Raw genomic sequence first — 24,067 nt, 5'->3', positions numbered from 1 at the left:
ATGGACGTTATGAACGCATTTGATTCGCAAGCAGAAGATTCACCGACATCCCTCGGGCGTAGTTTGCGCCGCCGCCCGCTGGCGCGTAAAAAACTGTCTGAAATGGTTGAGGAAGAGCTGGAGCAGATGATCCGCCGTCATGAGTTTGGCGAGGGAGAACAGCTACCGTCTGAACGTGAATTAATGGCCTTCTTCAATGTGGGACGTCCCTCCGTGCGTGAAGCGTTAGCTGCGCTGAAGCGTAAAGGTCTGGTGCAAATCAATAACGGCGAACGCGCCCGCGTCTCGCGCCCCTCTGCTGATACCATCATCAGCGAACTGTCGGGTATGGCGAAAGATTTTCTTACTCATCCTGGCGGCATCGCTCACTTTGAACAGCTACGGCTTTTCTTTGAATCCAGCCTGGTACGCTATGCGGCGGAACATGCCACCGACGAGCAGATCGCGTTGTTAACGAAAGCGCTGGAAATTAATAGCCAGTCGCTGGATGACAACGCGCTGTTTATTCGTTCGGATGTCGAGTTTCACCGGGTGCTGGCTGAAATTCCCGGCAATCCGATCTTTATGGCTATTCATGTTGCTCTGCTGGACTGGCTAATCGCTGCTCGCCCAAGCGTTCCCGATCGTGAGCTGCATGAACATAATAACGTGAGTTATCAACAGCATATTGTGATTGTTGATGCCATTCGCCAGCGAGATCCCGATAAAGCGGATCGCGCTCTGCAAACCCACCTCAATAGCGTTTCCGCTACCTGGCACGCGCTCGGTAAAAAAAGTCAAAAAATGCGGTAGCGATCGCACCTCCGATCCCGGTTTAGTGAAGCAGATCGCACTATAAGCGTTCTGTATTATTTGCTGCTTATTTGATCTGGTATAACAGGTATAAAGGTAGGTAGTTAATATATTCATCATCCGTAGAGGTAGGTATGGCAAAAGCATTGCAAGGCGTAATGGCGGCGTTGTTGACCCCATTTGATCATCAGCAGCAACTGGATAGCGAAAGCCTGCGCCGTCTGGTGCGTTTTAACATCGGGCAGGGTATCGACGGGCTGTACGTTGGCGGTTCCACCGGGGAAGCATTCGTACAGAGCCTTGCTGAAAGAGAGCAGGTACTGGAGATTGTCGCCGAAGAGGCGAAGGGAAAAATCACGTTGATCGCCCATGTCGGGACAGTAAGCACCGCAGAAAGCCAGCAGCTTGCCAGCGCCGCAAAGCGTTACGGTTTTGATGCGGTCTCTGCGGTGACGCCTTTTTATTACCCTTTCAGTTTTGAAGAGCACTGTGACCATTATCGGGCAATCATTGATTCCGCAGATGGATTGCCGATGGTGGTATACAACATTCCGGCGTTAAGCGGCGTAAAACTTACCCTCGATCAGATCAATACGCTGGTGACATTACCGGGCGTGAACGCGCTGAAGCAAACCTCCGGCGATCTCTTCCAGATGGAGCAGATCCGCCGCGCGCATCCGGATCTGGTGCTGTACAACGGTTATGACGAAATCTTCGCTTCCGGTCTGCTGGCGGGCGCGGACGGCGGTATCGGCAGCACATACAACATTATGGGTTGGCGTTATCAGGGGATTGTTCAGGCATTGCGTGAGGGCGATGTGGCGAAAGCGCAGCGTCTGCAAACCGAGTGCAATAAGGTTATTGATTTACTGATTAAAACCGGCGTATTCCGCGGCCTGAAAACGGTCCTGCATTATATGGACGTGGTATCGGTGCCGCTATGTCGTAAACCGTTTGCGCCTGTTGATGAAAAATATCTGCCGGCGCTCAAGGCGCTGGCTCAACAACTGATGGAAGAAAAGGCGTAACAGCATAATGCCGGGGGCGCTACGCTTGCCCGGCCTACAACAGTGCGAACAGTAGGCCGGATAAGGCGGAGCCGCCATTCGGCATAACGACAACAAAAATCGTCGGGAGAGTAAAATGAGTACTTCTACCCAGAACATCCCGTGGTATCGCCATCTCAACCGGGCGCAATGGCGGGCATTTTCCGCTGCCTGGTTGGGATATCTGCTTGATGGTTTTGATTTTGTGTTAATTGCTCTTGTACTGACTGAGGTACAAAGCGAATTTGGGCTGACGACGGTACAGGCGGCAAGCCTGATTTCTGCGGCTTTTATCTCTCGCTGGTTCGGCGGGTTATTACTGGGCGCGATGGGCGATCGCTATGGGCGTCGTCTGGCGATGGTCAGCAGCATCATTCTGTTTTCGGTGGGAACCCTGGCCTGCGGGTTTGCGCCCGGTTACACCACCATGTTCATCGCCCGACTGGTGATTGGTATGGGCATGGCGGGCGAATATGGTTCCAGCGCGACCTATGTGATTGAAAGCTGGCCAAAACATTTACGCAATAAAGCCAGTGGTTTTCTGATTTCCGGCTTCTCCGTCGGCGCGGTCGTTGCCGCGCAGGTGTACAGCCTGGTGGTGCCTGTCTGGGGCTGGCGCGCGCTGTTTTTCATTGGCATTTTGCCAATTATCTTCGCCCTCTGGCTGCGGAAAAACATTCCGGAAGCGGAAGACTGGAAAGAAAAACACGCGGGTAAAGCGCCGGTACGCACGATGGTCGACATTCTTTATCGGGGCGAACATCGTATCATCAACATTTTAATGACCTTCGCCGCCGCCGCTGCGCTGTGGTTCTGTTTTGCCGGTAACCTACAAAATGCTGCGATTGTGGCGGGGCTGGGACTACTGTGCGCGGTTATCTTTATCAGCTTTATGGTGCAGAGCAGCGGTAAACGCTGGCCCACTGGCGTCATGCTGATGCTGGTGGTACTGTTTGCTTTCCTCTATTCTTGGCCGATTCAGGCGCTATTACCTACTTATCTGAAAACCGAGCTGGCCTACGATCCGCATACGGTGGCGAATGTCCTGTTCTTTAGCGGATTTGGCGCGGCGGTTGGTTGTTGCGTAGGCGGTTTTCTTGGCGACTGGCTGGGAACGCGTAAAGCATATGTCTGTAGCCTGCTGGCCTCGCAAATCCTCATTATTCCGGTCTTTGCGATTGGCGGCACAAACGTCTGGGTTCTGGGTCTGCTACTGTTTTTCCAACAGATGTTGGGGCAGGGGATTGCCGGGATTCTGCCGAAACTGATCGGCGGTTACTTCGATACCGATCAGCGCGCGGCGGGGCTGGGCTTTACTTATAACGTCGGCGCGCTCGGCGGCGCGCTGGCACCGATCCTGGGAGCGCTGATCGCTCAACGTCTGGATCTGGGCACTGCGCTGGCATCGCTCTCTTTCAGCCTGACGTTTGTCGTGATCCTGCTTATTGGGCTTGATATGCCGTCTCGCGTACAGCGTTGGCTACGTCCGGAAGCGTTACGCACCCATGATGCTATCGACGACAAACCGTTCAGCGGAGCCGTACCGCTTGGCAGTGGTAAAGGTGCCTTTGTAAAAACGAAAAGTTAATCCGCTTGCCCGGTTTTCAACCGGGCAATATTTGTAAGGGAGTAGTATGTCGTTACTTGAACAACTGGATAAAAATATTGCCGCTTCTGGCGGCCTGATTGTCTCCTGCCAGCCCGTTCCGGGCAGTCCGCTGGATAAGCCGGAGATTGTAGCGGCAATGGCGTTGGCGGCGGAACAGGCGGGCGCGGTTGCGGTGCGTATTGAAGGCATAGACAACCTGCGCGTGGCCCGTTCGCTCGTTTCGGTACCCATTATCGGCATTATCAAACGCGATCTGGACGACTCTCCAGTGCGCATTACCCCTTTTCTCGACGATGTAGATGCGCTGGCGCAGCTATTATCGCCGTTGATGGAACCGCTCGGCAACGGCCGGTAGCCGTTGAGGCGTTGTTGGCGCGCATTCATCACCACCATCTACTGGCGATGGCCGACTGCTCATCCGTGGACGATGGTCTCGCCTGCCAACGGTTGGGCGCGGACATTATCGGCACGACAATGTCCGGCTACACCACCCCCGATACGCCGGAGGAACCCGATCTGCCCTTAGTCAAAGCGTTGCATGACGCCGGATGCCGGGTAATAGCCGAAGGGCGCTATAACTCGCCAGCACTGGCGGCGGAGGCGATCCGCTATGGCGCATGGGCGGTGACGGTGGGGTCCGCCATTACCCGTCTGGAACGTATCTGTGGATGGTATAACGACGCATTAAAAAAGGCGGCGTCATGACTACGTTAGCAATCGATATTGGCGGTACTAAACTTGCCGCCGCGCTCATCGACAACAACTTGCGCATTAGCCAGCGTCGCGAGCTACCGACCCCCGCGAGCAAAACGCCGGATGCGTTACGTGAAGCATTAAAGGCGCTGGTTGAACCACTACGGGCAGAGGCGCGTCAGGTAGCGATAGCTTCTACCGGGATCATTCAGGAAGGGATGCTGCTGGCGCTAAACCCCCATAATCTGGGCGGCTTGCTACACTTTCCGTTAGTACAAACACTGGAAACGATCGCTGGCCTGCCGACGCTGGCGGTGAACGACGCGCAGGCGGCGGCCTGGGCGGAGTATCACGCGCTCCCTGATGATATCCGCGATATGGTATTTATCACCGTTTCAACCGGCGTTGGCGGCGGCGTTGTCTGCGACGGCAAGCTCCTTACCGGAAAAGGCGGTCTGGCCGGGCACCTGGGACACACCCTGGCGGACCCACACGGGCCCGTATGCGGCTGTGGACGCGTTGGTTGTGTAGAGGCCATCGCCTCCGGACGAGGGATGGCCGCGGCGGCGCGGGACGATCTGGCGGGATGCGACGCCAAAACCCTATTTATTCGCGCTGGCGAAGGTCATCAGCAGGCGCGACATCTGGTAAGCCAATCCGCGCAGGTAATAGCGCGAATGATCGCCGATGTGAAAGCGATTACCGACTGCCAGTGTGTGGTCATTGGCGGCAGCGTAGGGTTAGCTGAGGGATACCTGGAGCAGGTTCGCGCGTTTTTGATGCAAGAGCCTGAGCCTTATCACGTGGCGCTGAGCGCCGCTCGCTATCGGCATGACGCAGGATTATTAGGCGCTGCTTTGTTAGCTCAAGGAGACACATTATGATGATGGGGGAAGTACAGTCGTTGCCTTCTTGCGGGTTGCATCCGCGACTGCTGGATGCCTTGACTCTCGCGCTGGCGGCAAGGCCGCAGGAGAAAGCACCGGGGCGCTATGAATTGCAGGGCGACAATATCTTTATGAATGTAATGCAGTTAACGACGCAAATGCCTGCCGGGAAGAAAGCGGAATTGCATGAACAATACATTGATATTCAGCTACTACTAACCGGCGTCGAGCGTATTGCGTTTGGGATGTCCGGTGCCGCTCGCCAGTGCGAGGAGATGCACGTTGAAGAGGATTACCAGCTTTGTAGTCAAATTGCCGACGAGCAGACTATTACGCTGCAAGCGGGGATGTTTGCTGTGTTTATGCCGGGAGAACCGCATAAACCGGGATGTGCAGTGGGTGAACCGGATGACATCAAGAAAGTGGTAGTGAAAGTACGCGCCAGTTTGCTGGCGGCCTGAATCTCTTGCCGGAGCAGTCTTCCGAACGCAGCCCCTTACGGGCTGCGTGGTGAATGTGCCGGAGAGCGCGGGTATGACGGGTTAACGCTTAAACGTCACGGCTTCCGGCTGGGTCAGGTGCAGCGTCGTCTGGCTCGGCACCGTCTCGGCAATCACCCGCCTGTGGCGAATTGAGTAACGGGCAGGCGTCTGGCGACGTACCGCATCGAATCCATTCTCAGCGGGTAAGATAACCAGATTCGCGGCATTGCCGACGCTCAGACCGTAGTCCTGCAGGTGCAAAGTTTTTGCGCTGTGGGTAGTGATCAGATTTAACCCGTCGTTGATTTGCCCATACCCCATCAACTGGCAAACGTGTAACCCCATATGCAGCACCTGCAGCATATTGGCGGTGCCTAATGGATACCACGGGTCGAAGACGTCATCATGGCCAAAGCAGACGTTGATCCCCGCTTCCAGCATCTCTTTCACTCGCGTGACGCCACGACGTTTCGGGTAAGTGTCAAACCGCCCTTGCAGATGAATATTTACCAGCGGGTTGGCGACGAAGTTAATCCCCGACATTTTCAACAGACGGAACAGGCGTGACGCATACGCGCCGTTGTACGAGTGCATAGCCGTGGTGTGGCTGGCGGTCACGCGCGCCCCCATGCCATCACGATGCGCCAGCGCCGCGACCGTTTCGACAAAGCGAGACTGCTCGTCATCAATTTCGTCGCAGTGCACATCGATCAAGCGATCGTATTTTTGCGCCAGGGCGAAGGTTTTGTGCAGCGATTCAACGCCATATTCCCGCGTGAACTCAAAGTGCGGAATGGCGCCAATAACGTCAGCGCCCAAACGCACGGCTTCCTCTAACAGCGCTTCACCGTTGGGATAAGACAGAATACCTTCTTGCGGAAAGGCGACGATTTGTAGGTCTACCCACGGCGCAACCTCTTGCTTCACTTCCAGCATGGCTTTCAGCGCGGTGAGCGTAGGATCTGAAACGTCAACGTGAGTACGAACGTACTGGATGCCGTTAGCCATCTGCCATTTCAGGGTCTGCATCGCGCGCGCTTTCACATCTTCATGCGTGAGCATTGCTTTACGTTCTGCCCAGCGCTCAATCCCTTCAAACAGTGTGCCGGACTGGTTCCAGCTCGGTTCACCCGCCGTTTGCGTGGTATCCAGGTGGATATGTGGCTCAACAAACGGTGGAATAGCCAGACCGCCTTCGGCATCAAGCACTTCGCCCTGCGGTAACGATGTGGCTTCCTGAGGCTCAATCCGGCTAAAGCGCCCGTTTTCAATCGTAATCTGCCATAATCCTTCGTGTCCCTGCAGACGCGTCTGACGAATAGTGATGTTATTGTTCTGCATGGCTGACCTCTGGTGATTTAGCAAGGCTGCGGTTGAAAAGTGGATTCAGCAGGATATAGCTGAAGACGCCGCCGAGTACGGCGTTGACGGGCACAATACCAGGAACATAATGTCCGGCGGCGATGCCCAGCGCGACGGAAAGAATAGCAATCCAGTTAACGGGAATAAAGCGCACGGTGTTGAAGTCGGCATAGCGGCGGCGGTTCACCAGATAGTCGGCAATAATCACTCCACCAATCGGTGGGATGGCAGATGACAGGAACGTCAGCCAGCCGACAAAATTATTGTAAAGCCACAGCGCGCACACGGTACCGATAATCCCGTTCACCACCGACAGCGTGCGGCTGGAAAGACCGGTAATATTGGCGAAGCCCAGACCCGATGCGTACAGCGCGTTATCGTTGGTGGTCCAGATATTCAGGCCAAGCACCACAATCGCGGGCAGCAGCAGCCCCTGCGCTATCATCACGTCAGAGATATCCGCCTGACCGACGGCGGCAGCGCCTGCCGCGCCGAAGATAAACATCAGCGAGTTACCGAGGAAAAAAGCGACCATCGCAATCAGTACGGCGCTTTTGGCATGACGTCCGAAGCGGACGAAGTCGGCGGTCAATGTACCGGCGCTGACAAACGAGCCCACCACCAGCGCCAGCGCGCTGGAAAAATCCAGCGGCGTCTGCGGCACTATCGTTTTTAAATGCTCCAGCCCACCCACGCCGCTGACCGCCAGCCAGACGGAGTAGCTGCCCAGAATAACGATCGCGGGTACGGCAACGATAGACAAAATGGTCAACGCCGAGATGCCGAAAAAAATGGTCAGGGTCATCAGCAGACCCGAAACGGCAATCAGGATATTGGCATCAATGCCCGTCGCTTTACTGACCGGAATAGCGAACATCGCTACGCCAACGCCAAACCAGCCCACTTGAGTACTGCCTAACAGCAGCGAGGGAAGCCATGAGCCTTTAACGCCAAAGGAGTAACGTGCAAGGAGGTGGGTGGAGAGTCCGGTTTTTGCGCCGATGTAGCCAAGAAATGCAGTGTAGATACCGAGGAGGAGATTACCGAAGAAAACTGCGAGGAAGAAATCATGATAGGTAAGACCGGTGCCGAGTGTCCCTCCGGTCCACATACTGGCGGAAAAAAACGTTAAACCCAACATGACAAACGTCAGTGGAATCACGCCCTTCCGCGCCGCCTGGGGAACTGGCCCCTGGCTATAATTGTTGTCCTGCGACACAACGCCTCCATGAATTTTGCCCAAAAAATCCGCCGCATAATATACAGTTCTCAGAATAAAGCAAACGTTTTCGTGTGATATTTTTTTTGATAATTATTCATGGCATTAATGGTTCGCTAGTTTTTCTCCGTTGTCAGTGAACCACCGCGTGTGAGTTGAGTTTCCAGCATGGTTTGCGAACGAATAAGTTCGTCTGTGAGTAATTTTTCGTCGGGCAACTGCACTTTGTACTCGCTCGCCATGATGGTGTTTGGCAGGCCAGTCAGCGCGTAATGCGCTTCCCCCGCGCCTTTCCCTGCGCACAAAACCAGGCCGACTGGCGGGTTTTCTCCGGGCATTGTCCAGTGCTCTTTGGCATAGTTCAGGTACATATTCATCTGCCCGGCATCCGCATAACCGAATTTGCCTACCTTCAGGTCAACGAGCAACAGGCAGCGCAAGCGACGATGGAAGAACAGCAGATCGACGCGGAACCAGCTATCGTCTATGCGTAGTCGGCGTTGGCGGCCAACAAAAGCAAAATCGTCACCGAGCTCCAGCATAAAGTCCATCAGGTGGCTGAGCAGCGCGTCTTCGAGATCTGATTCGGAATACTCGTCCTTCAGGTTAAGAAATTCCAGAATGAACGGGTCGCGTATGGCTTGCTCCGGCAAAACGTTTGGCTCGGCGGGTGCAGGCTGCTGCAACATGGCGGATTTGTCGTGGGACAGTAGCGTTCGTTCGTAAAATTGAGTGGCGATTTGCCGATCGAGTTGCCGTACGGACCAGCCGTTACGTAGCGTCTCTTTCTCGTAAAAAGTGCGGGCATCGTTATCTTTCACCGACAGCAGACGCACATAAGCTGACCAGGGAAGAGGGAATGTTTTGGCGAGCGGTATGAGATTTGAAGATTCCGCAGACAGTGTCTGCGGAATTTCAATGTGTTGAAAACAAAGATAAAATGTACGAATTTGCCATAGGTTTCTGTTGGAAAAACCGCGCTTATAGCGCTGACTTAAATCTACCGATAATCGTTCGATAAGCTGGGTGCCATAGGCCGCTCGCGCTTCTCCTCCCTGTTCAAATTCGACAATACGTCGGCCAATTTCCCAGTAGGTGGCAGTCATAATGGCATTGATGCTGCGCACGGTCTCGGTACGTGCCGTATCGACCAGACGAATAATACCGTCATGAATTTGCTGATATTCATCAGACTGTGGCGCTAAAGTTGGATTCGTCATGTCATCCCTTACGTGATAGTTTCATTGTGAAATTAGAACGCTATCAATACGCTTCAGGCGTAAACGAATCAATCCATGAACGGATTTTACATGGCATTACATCTCGATTTACGAGCGGGTTTCCAGAATCGGCAGGAGAGATATTGAGGAGAGGAATATCGGCTCCCCAGCCATCAGCACAAGGCATCAACCGGGGAGCCGAAAGGGTTACACTTCGAGGTAGTTCATAATCCCGTCAGCCGCTTTACGGCCTTCGGCAATCGCCGTCACCACCAGATCGGAACCGCGCACGATGTCGCCACCGGCGAAGATTTTCGGGTTGCTGGTCTGGAAAGCATTATCGCTGCGTTCCGGCGCGATAATTCGTCCCTGCGAGTCCAGTTCCACGCTGTGTTTCGCCAGCCATTCCATGCTGTGTGGACGAAAACCAAACGCCATCACCACCGCATCAGCCGGAACCACATGCTCGGAACCGGCGACGATCTCCGCCCGCCGACGGCCTTTGGCATCCGGTTCGCCCATTTCAGTGCGCACCATTTTTACGCCGCTCACTTTGCCGTTGGCATTGACTTCAATGCCCAGCGGTTGAACGTTAAACTGAAACTCGACACCTTCCTCGCGCGCGTTTTTCACTTCGCGTCTGGAACCCGGCATGTTCTCTTCATCACGACGATAAGCACAGGTTACGTGCGTTGCGCCCTGGCGTATGGAAGTGCGTACGCAGTCCATTGCGGTATCGCCGCCGCCCAGCACCACCACGCGTTTGCCTTCCATGCTGACATATGGTTCGTCGCTGGTTTCGCCAAACCCCATGATCTGCTTCGTATTGGCGATCAGGAACGGTAGAGCGTCGAAAACCCCGTCCGCATCTTCATTTTCCAGCCCGCCGCGCATCGACTGATAGGTGCCGACGCCAAGGAATACCGCATCGTAATCTTTCAGCAGATCTTCAAGCTGTACATCACGACCCACTTCGGTATTAAGTTTGAACTCAATACCCATGCCGGTGAAGATCTCGCGACGACGGGTCATCACCTCTTTTTCCAGTTTGAAAGCTGGAATACCGAAGGTCAGCAGACCACCGATTTCCGGATGGCGATCAAAGACCACCGCCTTCACGCCGTTGCGGGTCAGCACGTCGGCGCACGCCAGCCCTGCCGGACCAGCGCCGATAATCGCTACCCGTTTGTCCGTCTGGCGCACGCCGGTCATATCCGGGCGCCAGCCCATTTCGAACGCTTTATCGTTGATATAGCGCTCAATGTTACCGATGGTCACTGCGCCGAACTCATCGTGCAGCGTACAGGAGCCTTCGCACAGGCGGTCCTGCGGGCAGACGCGGCCACACACTTCCGGCAGGGTGTTGGTCTGGTGCGATAGCTCAGCCGCCTCAAAAATACGCCCTTCGTTAGCCAGTTTCAGCCAGTTCGGGATGTAGTTATGTACCGGACATTTCCACTCGCAGTAGGGGTTCCCGCAGGACAAACAGCGATCCGCCTGGGCTTTCGCCTGACCTTCAGAAAACGGTTCGTAGATTTCAACAAACTCGATCTTACGGAGCTTCAGCGGTTTCTTCGGCGGATCAACGCGCTGCAGGTCGATAAATTGATAAACATTCTGGCTCATTTCAATTCCTTACTGCGCCTGCACGCGCAATTCTGCCGCACTACGACTACGGTGGCCCAACAGGGCTTTGACATCGCTGGACTTGGGCTTAACTAACGCGAATTGGGTTGAGAAGCTTGACCACCTGGACAGGATCTCTTCGCCGCGTTGCGAACCAGTATGTTGCACGTGCTCGGTGATCAGGCCGCGCAGATGCTCTTCGTGGATAGCCAGCGAATCAACGTCCAGTACTTCTACCAGTTCCGGGTTCACGCGTTTACGGAATTCGCCATCTTCGTCCAGCACATAGGCGAAGCCGCCGGTCATCCCCGCGCCGAAGTTAACGCCGGTTTTACCCAGCACGCAGACGATGCCGCCGGTCATGTATTCACAGCCGTTGTCGCCGATGCCCTCTACTACGGTAATCGCCCCGGAGTTACGCACGCCGAAACGTTCGCCCGCGCGCCCCGCCGCGTACAGACGGCCACCGGTCGCTCCATACAGGCAGGTGTTGCCGATGATGCTGGCTTTATGGCTGAGGAAGGCGGAACCTACCGGTGGTCTGATGGCGATCAAACCGCCTGCCATACCTTTACCGACATAGTCGTTGGCATCGCCAGTCAGATATAACTCCACGCCGCCCGCGTTCCACACGCCAAAGCTCTGGCCTGCGGTACCGCTGAAGTGCGCTTTAATCGGATCGGAAGCCAGCCCCTGATCGCCGTGGGTCTGTGCGATGTAACCGGAAAGCGACGCACCCACGGAACGATCGGTGTTGCGGATGTCGAACCAGAAGGTTTTGCTCTGGCGCGCATCGACAAACGGCTTCGCCTGCTGCAACAGTTGCGCATTCAGCACACCGTTATCAAACGGCGGGTTATTCTCGGTGCAGTACAGCGCTTTACCCGGATGAGGTTCAGCGGTTTCCAGTAGACGAGACAGCGCCAGCTTCTGCTGTTTAGCGGTGAAGCCCTCCAGCTCTTTCAGCAGGTCGGTGCGGCCAATCAAATCCACCAGGCGGGTCACGCCAAGCGAAGCCATCAGCTCGCGCACTTCGCGGGCGATAAATTCAAAGTAGTTGGTCACTTTGAACGGCAGGCCGTGATAGTGGTTCTTACGCAGTTTTTCATCCTGCGTCGCCACGCCGGTTGCGCAGTTGTTCAGATGGCAAATGCGCAGGTATTTACAGCCCAGCGCCACCATCGGGCCGGTGCCGAAGCCGAAACTTTCTGCACCGAGAATCGCCGCTTTGATGATATCGACGCCGGTTTTCAGACCGCCGTCCACCTGCAGACGAATCTTGTGACGCAGACCGTTGGCGACCAGCGCCTGCTGGGTTTCAACAAGTCCTAGTTCCCACGGGCAGCCAGCGTATTTCACCGAAGAGAGCGGGCTTGCGCCGGTACCGCCGTCGTAGCCAGCGATGGTGATGAGGTCTGCATAGGCTTTCGCCACGCCGGTCGCGATGGTGCCGACGCCCGGTTCGGACACCAGCTTCACGGAGATCATCGCCTTCGGGTTGACCTGTTTGAGGTCGAAAATGAGCTGCGCTAAGTCCTCGATAGAGTAAATATCGTGGTGCGGCGGCGGGGAGATCAGCGTCACGCCCGGCACTGAATAGCGCAGTTTAGCGATATACGGAGTGACTTTATCCCCCGGCAACTGACCGCCTTCGCCCGGTTTCGCGCCCTGCGCGACTTTAATCTGAATCACATCGGCATTGACCAGGTACGCTGGCGTCACGCCAAAACGGCCGGAAGCCACCTGCTTGATACGCGACACTTTATTGGTGCCGTAGCGCGCCGGGTCTTCGCCGCCTTCGCCGGAGTTGGAGTTGCCGCCGAGGCTGTTCATCGCTTCCGCCAGCGCTTCGTGCGCTTCCGGACTTAATGCGCCGATAGACATGGCTGCGGTATCAAAGCGTTTAAACAGCTCACTGGCGGGCTCAACCTCGTCGATAGTCACCGCCTCGCCGTCTGGATGTATCGCCAGCAGATCGCGCAGCGTTGCAGCCGGACGCTCATTGACCAGTTTGGCGTATTCCTGATAATCGCTGTACTCGCCGCTCTGTACCGCCTGTTGCAGGGTACGCACGACATCCGGGTTATAGGCGTGATATTCGCCGCCGTGGACGTACTTCAGCAGGCCGCCCGGGCTAATGGGTTTGCGCGCCAGCCAGGCGCGTTTGGAGAGATTCAGCAGATCCTGCTGGAAGTCATCAAAGCTCGCGCCGCCGATACGGCTGACCACGCCCTGGAAGCACAGGTTTACCACATCATCGTGCAGCCCGACCGCTTCAAACAGTTTGGAGCAGCGGTAAGAGGCAATGGTCGAAATGCCCATTTTGGACATAATCTTGTACAGCCCCTTGTTGATGCCGTTACGGTAGTTCTGCATCACGGTACGGTAGTTTTTAGCGATGGCCTGGGTATCAATCAGACGCCCCAGCGTTTCGTAGGCCAGGTACGGATAGATGGCCGTTGCGCCAAAGCCGAGCAGTACCGCAAAGTGATGCGGATCGCGGGCGCTTCCGGTTTCTACGATGATGTTGGCGTCGCAGCGCAGGCTTTGATCGACCAGACGAGTCTGCACCGCGCCCACCGCCATCGGCGCGGGGACCGGCAGGCGATTCTTACCGATATTGCGATCCGAGAGGACCAGCAGCACGGTGCCGTTGCGCACCATCTGTTCCGCTTTATCGCACAGCGCCTTAACCGTCGCGTCCAGTGTGGTTTCGGTGACATCAAAGGTAATGTCAAGCCAGTCGGCGCGGTAGTGATGCTCGCTCATGGTGGTGAGCTGTTTGAAATCGGAGTACAGCAGAATTGGCGATTTAAAACTCAGGCGATGGGCCTGACCTTCCGCTTCGCAGAAGACGTTCATTTCGCGACCGATGCTGGTGGCGAGCGACATGACGTGCGCTTCCCGCAGCGGGTCGATAGGCGGGTTAGTAACCTGCGCGAACTGCTGGCGGAAGTAGTCGTAAATAATACGCGGCTGGCTGGAGAGCACGGCAAAGGGGGTATCGTCGCCCATTGAACCGACGGCTTCCTGGCCGTTTTCGCCCAACACGCGGATAACGGAGTCCAGCTCTTCGGCGCTGTAGTTAAACTGTTTCTGATAGCTGGCGAGCAGGTCATCGTCCAGTTCGCGGCTACCGACTTCTTCATCTGGCAACTCTTCAAACGGCACCAGACGGCGAACATTCTTTTCCATCCACGCTTTATACGGATGGCGGCTTTTCAGATCGTCATCGGTTTCCGCGGAATGCAGAATACGTCCGCCGCGGGTGTCGATCACCATCAGCTCGCCTGGGCCGACGCGGCCTTTCTCGACCACTTCATCCGGCTGATAGTCCCAGATACCGACTTCGGAGGCGCAGGTGATCAGCTTATCTTTGGTAATGACATAGCGTGCCGGGCGCAGGCCGTTACGGTCAAGGTTACAGGCGGCGAAGCGCCCGTCGGACATCACGATGCCTGCCGGACCGTCCCACGGCTCCATATGCATGGAGTTAAAGTCAAAGAAGGCGCGCAGATCCTGGTCCATATCGGGGTTGTTCTGCCAGGCGGGCGGCACCAACAGGCGCATGGCGCGGATAATGTCCATCCCGCCTGCCAGCAGCAGTTCCAGCATGTTGTCCAGCGAGCTGGAATCCGAACCGGTTTCGTTAACAAACGGCGCAGCGGATTGTAAATCCGGGATCAGCGGCGTCTGGAATTTATAGGTACGGGCGCGCGCCCACTGGCGGTTGCCGGTGATGGTGTTAATCTCGCCGTTATGCGCCAGGTAGCGGAACGGCTGCGCCAGCGGCCAACGCGGCACGGTGTTAGTGGAAAAGCGCTGGTGGAACAGGCAGATGGCCGATTCCAGACGCAGATCCGCAAGATCCAGGTAGAAGCGCGGCAGATCCGCCGGCATACACAGACCTTTATAAATGTTGACCAGGTTCGACAGGCTGCATACGTAGAAATCTTTGTCGTCCTGCAGACGTTTTTCAATGCGTCGGCGGGCGATAAACAGACGGCGCTCCATATCGCGCGGACGCCAGCCCGCCGGAGCGTTGACAAAAATCTGCTCAATACGCGGCAGGGAGGAGAGGGCGATTTCACCGAGCACGCCTTCATTGGTTGGCACATCGCGCCAGCCGACAATCGACAGGGTTTCCTGCTGTAATTCTTCTTCGACAATATGGCGTGACGCGGCGGCCAGTTCAGGATCTTTATTCAAAAAGATCATCCCGACGGCGTAGTTTTTGGCTAAGCGCCAGCCGCGCTCTTCGGCCACGATGCGAAAGAAACGGTCAGGTTTTTGTAACAGCAAGCCGCAACCGTCGCCGGTTTTACCGTCGGCAAGGATCGCGCCACGGTGCTGCATCCGGGCCAGCGCGTGTATGGCGGTACGCACTACCTTGTGGCTAGGTTCGCCTTCTATGTGGGCGATCAGGCCGAAACCACAGTTATCCTTCTCAAGGGATTTATCGTACAACATATCAGTGAACCTCCCCAGGCTCTACGGGACGCTCTCCCAACCGACGGCGCGCGGGCACAGCAAGAGCATGGCGACGGGGCTGGCGCATCATACGCTTACCTCGCATTCGCCCTCTTTGTGTCCTTTGCGCATTGGTAAATACGGTTAAGAGGGAATCTCAATTACTGCATAAATATGATGAGCAGACGGCTCATCCAGAAAGCTTCCAGCGGATCCCCAACTTATCGGGAATCCACACCCAGGTCAAATGGCAAACTGATTTATGCAAAAGTGTGCTGTAGCACAGATAACTTTTTAATCTATTGAAATTAAAAGGTTTTTTATAGAGTGGTTGCTAATACGGAGCGGCAGAAAGCCTGTGATCTGTCTCACTATAAGAGCCGCTCGCCAGGAGTTATCTGACCTTGCTTTTTCAAAAATCTTGGCATTTTATGCTGTTTTAAGCGTGAACAGCATTGAATGCTACTGTTTTTATCGATGACCCAGCAGACGCTGAAAAAAGAGGGGAATATCAGGAAAAATCATCAGCGGGATTATGAATGAAATATCGTTTATTTTGCTTGATTATGCAATGGATAAAAGCCTTCCGGGACGATTGATCCAGGTCATCGCCAAAGGAGACTAAAAATGGCAGGCTTTGGCCTCTTTTTAAGAGGCGGTCTATCAGATTATGCAGTTACAGAAATTAGTCAATATGTTTGGTGGGGATCTTTTACGTCGGTATGGGCAAAAGGTTCATAAGCTGACGCTTCATGGCGGTTTTAGCTGCCCTAATCGCGACGGCACCATCGGGCGTGGCGGTTGCACCTTCTGTAATGTCGCCTCTTTTGCCGATGAGGCGCAGCAGCATCATTCGATTGCCGAGCAGCTTGCGCATCAGGCGCATCTGGTGAACCGCGCTAAACGCTATCTGGCCTATTTCCAGGCCTACACCAGCACCTTTGCAGAAGTGCAGGTGCTGCGTTCCATGTATCAACAGGCGGTCAGCCAGGCCAGTATCGTCGGGTTATGCGTCGGTACGCGTCCGGATTGCGTCCCGCAGGCAGTAGTAGATTTACTGTGTGAATATAAAGATCAAGGCTACGAGGTGTGGCTGGAACTGGGATTGCAAACCGCGCACGATAAAACCCTGCGCCGAATTAACCGCGGGCATGACTTCGCCTGCTATCAGCGTACCACCCGGATTGCCCGGGAGCGCGGGCTGAAAGTGTGCGCGCATCTGATTGTGGGGCTGCCGGGAGAAGGGCAGGCAGAATGCCTGCAAACCATGGAGCGTGTGGTGGAGACGGGCGTTGACGGTATTAAACTGCATCCGCTGCATATTGTGAAAGGCAGTACGATGGCCAAAGCCTGGGAAGCGGGGCGGCTGAACGGCATCGAACTGGACGACTACACGCTAACGGCAGGTGAGATGATTCGTCATACGCCGCCGGAGGTAATTTATCACCGAATTTCAGCCAGCGCTCGCCGTCCGACGCTGCTTGCCCCGCTGTGGTGCGAGAATCGCTGGACGGGGATGGTTGAGCTGGACAAATACCTGAATGAGCATGGCGTGCAGGGCTCTGCGCTGGCCCGTCCCTGGATACCACCTGTAGCGTAGCGTGATGAGGGGGCTACGCATATTTCGCACAATATTCAACGCGGTTCCCATAATTGGGTATTATGTGCGAAGTTGTGGTGAAGGAATCCTCTATGAAGCAAATTCGTATGCTGGCGCAATACTATGTCGACCTGATGATGAAATTGGGTCTGGTGCGCTTTTCCATGCTCCTGGCGTTGGCATTGGTGGTGCTGGCGATTGTCGTGCAGATGGCGGTGACCATGGTGCTGCATGGTCAGGTTGAAAGTATCGACGTTATTCGTTCCATCTTTTTTGGCCTGTTAATTACGCCCTGGGCGGTCTATTTCTTATCCGTTGTTGTTGAACAACTGGAAGAGTCAAGGCAGCGACTGTCGCGTCTGGTGCAAAAGCTGGAGGAGATGCGCGAGCGCGATCTCAAGCTTAACGTACAGTTGAAGGACAATATTGCCCAGCTTAATCAGGAAATTGCCGATCGCGAAAAAGCGGAAGCGGAGCTGCAAGAGACATTTGAACAGCTAAAAGTAGAAATTAAAGAGCGTGAAGAGGCGCAAATCCAGCTAGAACAGCAATCCTCTTTTCTGCGCTCCTTTCTGGACGCCTCGCCGGATTTGGTTTTTTATCGTAATGAGGATAAAGAGTTTTCCGGCTGTAACCGCGCAATGGAATTGCTAACCGGCAAGAGCGAAAAACAGCTGGTGCATTTGAAGCCGGAAGATGTGTACTCTCCCGAAGCGGCGGAGAAAGTCATTGAAACCGATGAAAAAGTATTCCGCCATAACGTCTCCCTGACCTACGAACAGTGGCTGGATTATCCGGACGGACGAAAGGCCTGCTTTGAAATTCGTAAAGTGCCTTATTACGACCGTGTCGGTAAACGTCATGGCCTGATGGGATTTGGTCGTGATATTACCGAACGTAAGCGTTATCAGGACGCGCTGGAGCGCGCCAGTCGCGACAAGACCACATTTATCTCTACCATCAGTCATGAGCTGCGCACCCCGCTTAACGGTATCGTCGGTTTAAGCCGCATCCTGCTGGATACCGATCTTACCGCCGAACAGGAAAAATACCTTAAGACAATCCATGTCTCCGCCGTGACGTTAGGCAATATTTTCAATGATATCATTGATATGGATAAGATGGAGCGGCGTAAGGTTCAGCTTGATAACCAACCGGTTGATTTCACCAGCTTTATGGCCGATCTGGAAAACCTTTCCGGTTTGCAGGCGCAGCAAAAAGGGCTACGTTTTGTGCTTGAGCCGACGCTGCCGCTGCCGCACAAAGTCATTACCGACGGAACGCGTCTGCGCCAGATTTTATGGAATTTGATCAGCAATGCGGTGAAGTTTACTCAGCAGGGCCAGGTGACGGTGCGGGCGCGCTATGATGAAGGCGACATGCTGCACTTTGAAGTGGAAGATTCCGGGATCGGCATTCCGCAGGATGAGCAGGATAAAATTTTCGCCATGTATTATCAGGTAAAAGACAGTCATGGCGGTAAGCCGGCGACGGGGACCGGTATCGGGCTGGCGGTCTCCCGTCGGCTGGCGAAAAATATGGGCGGCGATATTACCGTTTCCAGTCTGCCGGGCAAAGGATCGACCTTTACGCTAACGGTTCATGCGCCAGCGGTGGCGGAAGAGGTGGAGGACGCCTTTGATGAAGACGACATGCCGCTGCCCGCGCTGCATGTTCTGCTGGTCGAAGATATTGAACTGAACGTGATTGTGGCGCGTTCAGTACTGGAAAAACTGGGGAACAGCGTGGATGTCGCGATGACCGGCAAGGCGGCGCTGGAGATGTTCGCGCCAGGCGAATATGACCTGGTCTTACTGGATATTCAGCTACCGGATATGACGGGTCTGGATATTGCCAGAGAACTGACCCGTCGCCACACGCGGGAAGATTTACCGCCGCTGGTAGCGCTTACGGCTAACGTTCTGAAAGATAAAAAAGAGTATCTGGACGCTGGTATGGACGATGTGCTGAGTAAGCCGCTGTCGGTGCCAGCCTTAACCGCGATGATTAAAAAATTCTGGGATGCCACCGATAAAGAGGAGAGTACCGTGACGCCTGAAGAGAGCGATAAAGCGCAAGCGCTGCTGGATATCCCGATGCTGGAACAATACATCGAGTTGGTTGGGCCTAAATTGATCACCGACGGCCTCGCGGTGTTTGAAAAAATGATGCTTGGCTATTTAAGCGTGCTGGAGTCCAATCTGACGGCGCGTGACAAAAAAGGCGTCGTTGAGGAAGGGCATAAGATTAAAGGCGCCGCCGGTTCGGTAGGGCTGCGTCATCTGCAACAACTTGGCCAGCAAATCCAGTCGCCGGATCTTCCCGCCTGGGAAGATAATGTCGTGGAATGGATTGAAGAGATGAAGCAGGAGTGGCAGCACGATGTCGCGGTGCTGAAAGCCTGGGTGGCAAACGCGGAAAAAAAATGACCCCGGTTTGACCGGGGTGCGCGAATACTGCGCCAACACCAGGGAAATCGTGGCTGCGCCGTGCTTATTATGATGATGTCAAAGGCGCAGTCCTGTTTTCAGGCCGCACGCAGTTAAGATAGCAAATCCTAAATGATTTGTTACATGAATCATTTAAATGTGTGAAGCGTAGCATTTTAATCAAAATTATTAATGGGCTTGAGTCGGTTGCAGGAGGATGTTCACCATGAAAAAAATTGGCGTAGTGCTCAGCGGATGCGGCGTCTATGACGGCACCGAAATTCATGAGGCCGTTCTGACGCTGTTGGCCATTGCCCGCAGCGGCGCGCAGGCTATCTGCTTCGCGCCGGATAAACCACAAGCGGATGTTATTAATCACCTGACCGGCGAAGCTATGGCGGAAACGCGTAACGTCCTGATTGAGGCGGCGCGTATTACGCGGGGCGATATTCGTCCTCTGTCCCAGGCTCAGCCAGAGGAACTGGATGCGCTCATTGTGCCTGGTGGTTTCGGCGCGGCGAAGAACCTGAGTAATTTCGCCAGCAAGGGGAGCGAATGCCGGGTGGATAGCGATGTCGTCGCGCTGGCGAAGGCCATGCACCAGTCCGGCAAGCCGCTGGGATTCATCTGTATCGCGCCCGCAATGTTGCCGAAAATCTTTGACTTCCCGCTACGTCTGACAATAGGGACGGATATTGATACCGCTGAAGTACTTGAAGAGATGGGGGCCGAACACGTACCTTGCCCGGTTGATGATATCGTTGTGGACGAGGATAACAAGGTCGTGACCACCCCTGCCTATATGCTGGCGCAGGATATCGCCCAGGCGGCAAGCGGCATTGATAAATTAGTGTCGCGCGTGCTGGTTCTGGCGGAATGAGCAAACGACGCATCGCGCCGTTAACGTTTTTGCGCCGTCTACTTTTACGTATCCTTGCTGCGCTCGCCGTCTTTTGGGGCGGCGGCATTGCGCTGTTTAGCGTGGTTCCGGTGCCTTTTTCGGCGGTGATGGCGGAACGGCAGATTAGCGCCTGGCTCGGCGGAGAGTTCGGTTATGTGGCGCATTCTGACTGGGTCAGTATGGCGGATATCTCGCCGTGGATGGGGCTGGCGGTAATTGCGGCGGAAGACCAGAAGTTCCCTGAGCACTGGGGCTTTGATGTTCCGGCGATTGAAAAAGCGCTGGCGCATAATGAGCGGAATGAGAGCCGTATTCGCGGCGCCTCTACGCTTTCGCAGCAAACGGCGAAAAATCTCTTTTTATGGGATGGACGCAGTTGGGTGCGCAAAGGTCTGGAGGCCGGGCTAACGCTGGGCATTGAAACTGTCTGGAGCAAAAAGCGCATCCTCACGGTTTATCTGAATATCGCGGAGTTTGGCGATGGTATTTTTGGCGTGGAGGCTGCGGCACAACGGTATTTTCATAAACCTGCCAGTCGCTTGAGTGTGTCTGAAGCCGCGTTGCTGGCGGCGGTATTGCCAAATCCGTTACGCTATAAGGCGAATGCGCCTTCTGGCTATGTGCGTAGCCGGCAGGCGTGGATTATGCGCCAGATGCGCCAACTGGGCGGGGAATCTTTTATGACGCGCAACCAGCTTAATTAATTTTGCCGATTGGCGGCGCGAACGCCTTATCCGGCCTGCGATCTGTGTCGTCCAGGCCTGATAAGCACAGGCCATTAAGCTTCGTGAGAAGTAAGCGCCAGCCGTTTCTTGTCTTTTGGCTGCGCGTCCCTCTCCAGGGCAACGGCCAGCGCAGGCTGGGCGATAAACCGCTGCCACACTCTCTCCAGTTTGCGTTCACAGCACCATGTTGACCAGGTCGCCAGCGGGATAAAGGTACTTTCCCCCAGATTGTCGCAAACCACCGGAACCACTTCTGACTCGCTGATACGCTGGCACAGGATATTTTGCGGCTTCAGCGACATCGTCACAATATGGTTATCCAGCAGGTAACGTTTCAGTTTTTTCAGTAGCCGCCGCAGGACAGCGACATCCTCTTCATAACGACATTGCGCGGCGAACTCGGTCAGGGTAATAGAGGGCGCGCCGTTGAAATCGGTAATCATGTCGTAGACATAGCCGGTGCCGCAATCGGTTTCTACCGTGCCGTAATAACGGGGGATAGCGCTCCAGTCCGTCAGGTAGCGGGACAGATGCGCATAGTAGCTCAGTTCACGCCGAATCTCTTTATCACCGCCGTGGTCACGGTTGTAAATAACTTTTATGCAACGCCGGGCATTATCCGGATGCGTATAGCATTTACGATGTCGACCAGCGCCCAGCGGAGTCTGTTTGGATAAAAGGATCATGGCAAGTCCTGGAAAAATTTATTCACATAAATTTAGTATGGACAAAGAACTTAAATAAAACCTAAACGAAATTTTTTAAGGTTTTCTTAATGTTTTTATGCATAATTAAAGCGCACGAAATGTACAAACCTTACGAAAGGGTGGGGCTGCGGGACAAGAGGCAGGCGTAACACGTCCGGTTTTGGGGGGACTGCCATCAAATACCGGGACGGCGTTGGGGTAAATAGGGTATAGAGGGGGAGGTTTAGTCTTCGTCAAAGCCGGAATTGAACAGCGCGATAACCGCCGCCAGCGCTTCAACTTCTTGCGGGCCGGTGGCTTCAATTTCGATCTGACGCCCTTTGGCGGAGTCGAGCATTAACAGAGCGATGACGCTGTTTGCTTCCGCTTCGGTGCCTTCGTCATTGCGTAATAGCACCTCGGCGTCAAAACCCTGCATCAGTTCGAAAAGCTTCATGGCAGGCCGGGCATGCATGCCCAGCTTATTGGTGACTTCAACAGTTTGCTTTACGGTCATGTTTTGCGTTTTTCCAGCGTGCGATGGCGAGACTGGACATTTTTACCGCGCGAGCGGAAGTAGTCTGCCAGCTGTTCTGCAATATACACCGAACGGTGTTTCCCGCCGGTACAACCGATAGCGACGGTAAGGTAGCTGCGGTTGTTGGTCTCCAGCATCGGTAACCATAGCTCAAGATAGCTGCGAGTCTGATAGATAAAATTGTGAACTTCTGTGTGTCGGTCAAGAAACGCGGCTACCGGCTTATCAAGCCCGGTCATGGGGCGCAGTTTTGGGTCCCAGTGTGGGTTGGGCAGAAAGCGGACATCAAACACATAGTCCGCATCAATCGGGATACCATGTTTAAAGCCGAAGGACTCAAATACCATCGTCAGTTCGCGCTCGCGTTTGCCCAATAGCCGGGTACGCAGCATCTCCGCCAGCTCATGGACGGACATTTCTGAAGTGTCGACGATCAGATCCGCACGTGAGCGTAACGGCTCCAGCAAGTCACTCTCTTTATCGATCGCACTCTCCAAAGAAAGATTTTTGCTGGAAAGCGGATGCAAACGGCGCGTGTCGCTGTAGCGGCGAATCAAGGTATTGCGGTCGGCATCAAGAAACAGCAATTGCGGCGAGAAAGCGCCAGGCAGATTATTCATCGCCTGTTCAAAAATCTCAGGTGATTCAGGTATATTGCGCACATCAATGCTGACGGCGGCGGAAATCTGGCGATCGGCCAGCGTTCGCGCCAGATCGGGCAACAGCACGACGGGGAGGTTATCCACGCAGTAAAATCCCATATCTTCCAGCGCGCGCAGAGCGACAGATTTACCTGATCCGGAACGCCCGCTGACGATCATCAGTACCATGTACCGTTTCTCCTCACAACGACAGAAATAAATGCCATTGAGTTGTTATGCCTCATTCTGCTCACCTTCGGTGTCAGTAATGATTTGATACAGCTCTTCATCATTCAGCGCCGCGCGCAGGCGGCGGCAGATCGTTTTATCCGCCAGACGTTTCGCCACCAGCGACAGCGTGTGCAGATGCGTTTTAGTTTGATCGGCGGGCACCAGCAGAGCGAAGAGGAGATCGACCGGCTGGTTATCGATGGCGTCGAACGCGATCGGCGTTTCGAGCTGAACGAACACGCCGACGGCGCGTAAGGTATCTTCTTCCAGTTTCCCGTGCGGGATGGCGATACCATTACCAATACCGGTACTGCCCATTTTTTCGCGTGTCAGAATGGCTTCAAACACGACCTGAGGAGGTAAACTGAGCTGTTTTGCCGCCAGTTCGCTGATGATTTCCAGCGCGCGTTTCTTACTCTGACAATGAACGCCGCTACGCGTACACTCCTGGTTAAGTACACTGCTCAGTTGTAGAGTCGTATCGTTATTTATCATAATTTCACCTAAGAACCTGTCCTGTCAGGTTGATGGCCAGGTTCGGAGCGCTAACTGTACAAATGGCCCGTTGTGTCACACAACAGGCCGTCCTGCACTGGCTAACTGCCCGGACAATTAGTATTGTTTCAGTTTATCTTTATGCTTGGTTAACTGCCTTGCCAGTTTATCAATCAAGCCGTCAATGGCGGCATACATATCCTGGCCTTCCGCGCTGGCGTGAATTTCGCCGCCGTTAACGTGTAGCGTCGCATCCGAGATGTGCGTGACCTTCTCCACTTTCAACACCACGTATACCTGATTAATCCGCTCAAAATACTGTTCAAGTTTGGCGAATTTCGTCGTCACAAATTCACGCAGGGCTTCAGTAATTTCGACGTTATGTCCGGTGATATTGAGCTGCATAGTGTCTTCC

Annotated in this window: 19 protein-coding genes and 1 pseudogene; 10 read left to right on the top strand and 10 right to left on the bottom strand. The window is 54.6% G+C overall.

Features of this window, described 5'->3' with window-relative positions:
• The 6 genes and pseudogenes from nanR (at position 1) to nanQ (ending at position 5,488) form a co-directional block, all read left to right on the top strand.
• The gene (gene nanR / locus AAYN39_RS09035; RefSeq protein WP_000382926.1) at positions 1–792 is read left to right on the top strand and encodes a transcriptional regulator NanR; all 792 of its coding nucleotides are present in this window, start codon (positions 1–3) and stop codon (positions 790–792) included.
• Positions 793–926: 134 nt separating this feature from the next.
• Positions 927–1,820, top strand: coding sequence for an N-acetylneuraminate lyase (gene nanA / locus AAYN39_RS09030; RefSeq protein ID WP_001029662.1), 894 nt, complete (start codon positions 927–929; stop codon positions 1,818–1,820).
• A 115-nt stretch (positions 1,821–1,935) separates the two neighbouring features.
• The gene (nanT, locus tag AAYN39_RS09025; protein ID WP_000108071.1) at positions 1,936–3,426 is read left to right on the top strand and encodes a sialic acid transporter NanT; all 1,491 of its coding nucleotides are present in this window, start codon (positions 1,936–1,938) and stop codon (positions 3,424–3,426) included.
• A 46-nt stretch (positions 3,427–3,472) separates the two neighbouring features.
• Positions 3,473–4,152: pseudogene (locus AAYN39_RS09020) on the top strand (N-acetylmannosamine-6-phosphate 2-epimerase).
• Positions 4,149–5,024 (top strand): N-acetylmannosamine kinase, encoded by an 876-nt coding sequence (gene nanK / locus AAYN39_RS09015; RefSeq protein ID WP_000208982.1) that lies wholly within the window; start codon positions 4,149–4,151, stop codon positions 5,022–5,024. Before AAYN39_RS09020 ends, nanK begins: the two are co-directional and overlap by 4 nt.
• Entirely contained in the window at positions 5,021–5,488 is a 468-nt protein-coding gene (gene nanQ / locus AAYN39_RS09010) for an N-acetylneuraminate anomerase (protein ID WP_000979902.1), read from the top strand. Before nanK ends, nanQ begins: the two co-directional genes overlap by 4 nt.
• A gap of 81 nt (positions 5,489–5,569) precedes the next feature.
• Here the strand turns inward: nanQ and AAYN39_RS09005 are convergent, their stop codons facing one another.
• From AAYN39_RS09005 to gltB, 5 genes are all read right to left on the bottom strand, one after another.
• Positions 5,570–6,850: a cytosine deaminase gene (locus tag AAYN39_RS09005; protein ID WP_001180693.1), complete on the bottom strand. Its 1,281-nt coding sequence runs from the start codon at positions 6,848–6,850 to the stop codon at positions 5,570–5,572.
• A complete protein-coding gene (codB, locus tag AAYN39_RS09000) occupies positions 6,837–8,090 on the bottom strand; it encodes a cytosine permease (protein WP_000076275.1) in 1,254 nt (417 codons plus the stop codon). The genes AAYN39_RS09005 and codB overlap by 14 nt, the downstream gene beginning before the upstream one ends.
• 116 nt (positions 8,091–8,206) lie before the next feature.
• The gene (locus AAYN39_RS08995; RefSeq protein WP_000184299.1) at positions 8,207–9,310 is read right to left on the bottom strand and encodes a PDDEXK nuclease domain-containing protein; all 1,104 of its coding nucleotides are present in this window, start codon (positions 9,308–9,310) and stop codon (positions 8,207–8,209) included.
• Between the two features lie 207 nt (positions 9,311–9,517).
• On the bottom strand, positions 9,518–10,936 hold the full coding sequence (gene gltD / locus AAYN39_RS08990) for a glutamate synthase subunit GltD (RefSeq protein WP_000081705.1): 1,419 nt from the start codon (positions 10,934–10,936) through the stop codon (positions 9,518–9,520).
• Positions 10,937–10,945: 9 nt separating this feature from the next.
• Positions 10,946–15,406, bottom strand: a complete 4,461-nt coding sequence (gene gltB, locus AAYN39_RS08985; RefSeq protein ID WP_000965014.1) for a glutamate synthase large subunit — start codon at positions 15,404–15,406, stop codon at positions 10,946–10,948.
• Between the two features lie 670 nt (positions 15,407–16,076).
• Between gltB and AAYN39_RS08980 the strand changes: the two genes are divergently transcribed.
• From AAYN39_RS08980 to mtgA, 4 genes are all read left to right on the top strand, one after another.
• A complete protein-coding gene (locus AAYN39_RS08980; protein ID WP_001176887.1) occupies positions 16,077–17,006 on the top strand; it encodes a TIGR01212 family radical SAM protein in 930 nt (309 codons plus the stop codon).
• A gap of 92 nt (positions 17,007–17,098) precedes the next feature.
• A complete protein-coding gene (arcB, locus tag AAYN39_RS08975; protein ID WP_000809818.1) occupies positions 17,099–19,435 on the top strand; it encodes an aerobic respiration two-component sensor histidine kinase ArcB in 2,337 nt (778 codons plus the stop codon).
• Between the two features lie 226 nt (positions 19,436–19,661).
• The gene (gene elbB / locus AAYN39_RS08970) at positions 19,662–20,315 is read left to right on the top strand and encodes an isoprenoid biosynthesis glyoxalase ElbB (RefSeq protein WP_000719819.1); all 654 of its coding nucleotides are present in this window, start codon (positions 19,662–19,664) and stop codon (positions 20,313–20,315) included.
• Positions 20,312–21,040 (top strand): monofunctional biosynthetic peptidoglycan transglycosylase, encoded by a 729-nt coding sequence (gene mtgA, locus AAYN39_RS08965; protein ID WP_000044653.1) that lies wholly within the window; start codon positions 20,312–20,314, stop codon positions 21,038–21,040. The genes elbB and mtgA overlap by 4 nt, the downstream gene beginning before the upstream one ends.
• A 74-nt stretch (positions 21,041–21,114) precedes the next feature.
• On the opposite strand, the gene yrbL is transcribed toward mtgA, so the two are convergent.
• From yrbL to hpf, 5 genes are all read right to left on the bottom strand, one after another.
• The gene (yrbL, locus tag AAYN39_RS08960; RefSeq protein ID WP_000602196.1) at positions 21,115–21,747 is read right to left on the bottom strand and encodes a PhoP regulatory network protein YrbL; all 633 of its coding nucleotides are present in this window, start codon (positions 21,745–21,747) and stop codon (positions 21,115–21,117) included.
• Positions 21,748–21,991: 244 nt separating this feature from the next.
• Positions 21,992–22,264: a PTS phosphocarrier protein NPr gene (npr, locus tag AAYN39_RS08955; RefSeq protein ID WP_000216797.1), complete on the bottom strand. Its 273-nt coding sequence runs from the start codon at positions 22,262–22,264 to the stop codon at positions 21,992–21,994.
• The gene (gene rapZ / locus AAYN39_RS08950; protein WP_000243746.1) at positions 22,261–23,115 is read right to left on the bottom strand and encodes an RNase adapter RapZ; all 855 of its coding nucleotides are present in this window, start codon (positions 23,113–23,115) and stop codon (positions 22,261–22,263) included. The genes npr and rapZ overlap by 4 nt, the downstream gene beginning before the upstream one ends.
• Before the next feature lie 45 nt (positions 23,116–23,160).
• Positions 23,161–23,652: a PTS IIA-like nitrogen regulatory protein PtsN gene (gene ptsN / locus AAYN39_RS08945; RefSeq protein ID WP_000609332.1), complete on the bottom strand. Its 492-nt coding sequence runs from the start codon at positions 23,650–23,652 to the stop codon at positions 23,161–23,163.
• A 117-nt stretch (positions 23,653–23,769) separates the two neighbouring features.
• On the bottom strand, positions 23,770–24,057 hold the full coding sequence (gene hpf / locus AAYN39_RS08940; RefSeq protein ID WP_001176588.1) for a ribosome hibernation promoting factor: 288 nt from the start codon (positions 24,055–24,057) through the stop codon (positions 23,770–23,772).
• Positions 24,058–24,067: the final 10 nt, after the last annotated feature.

The organism is Salmonella sp. K21076 (genome assembly GCF_039650795.1).
Taxonomy (GTDB): Bacteria; Pseudomonadota; Gammaproteobacteria; order Enterobacterales; family Enterobacteriaceae; genus Salmonella; species Salmonella enterica.
This window is presented reverse-complemented; position numbering and strand designations above follow the sequence as displayed.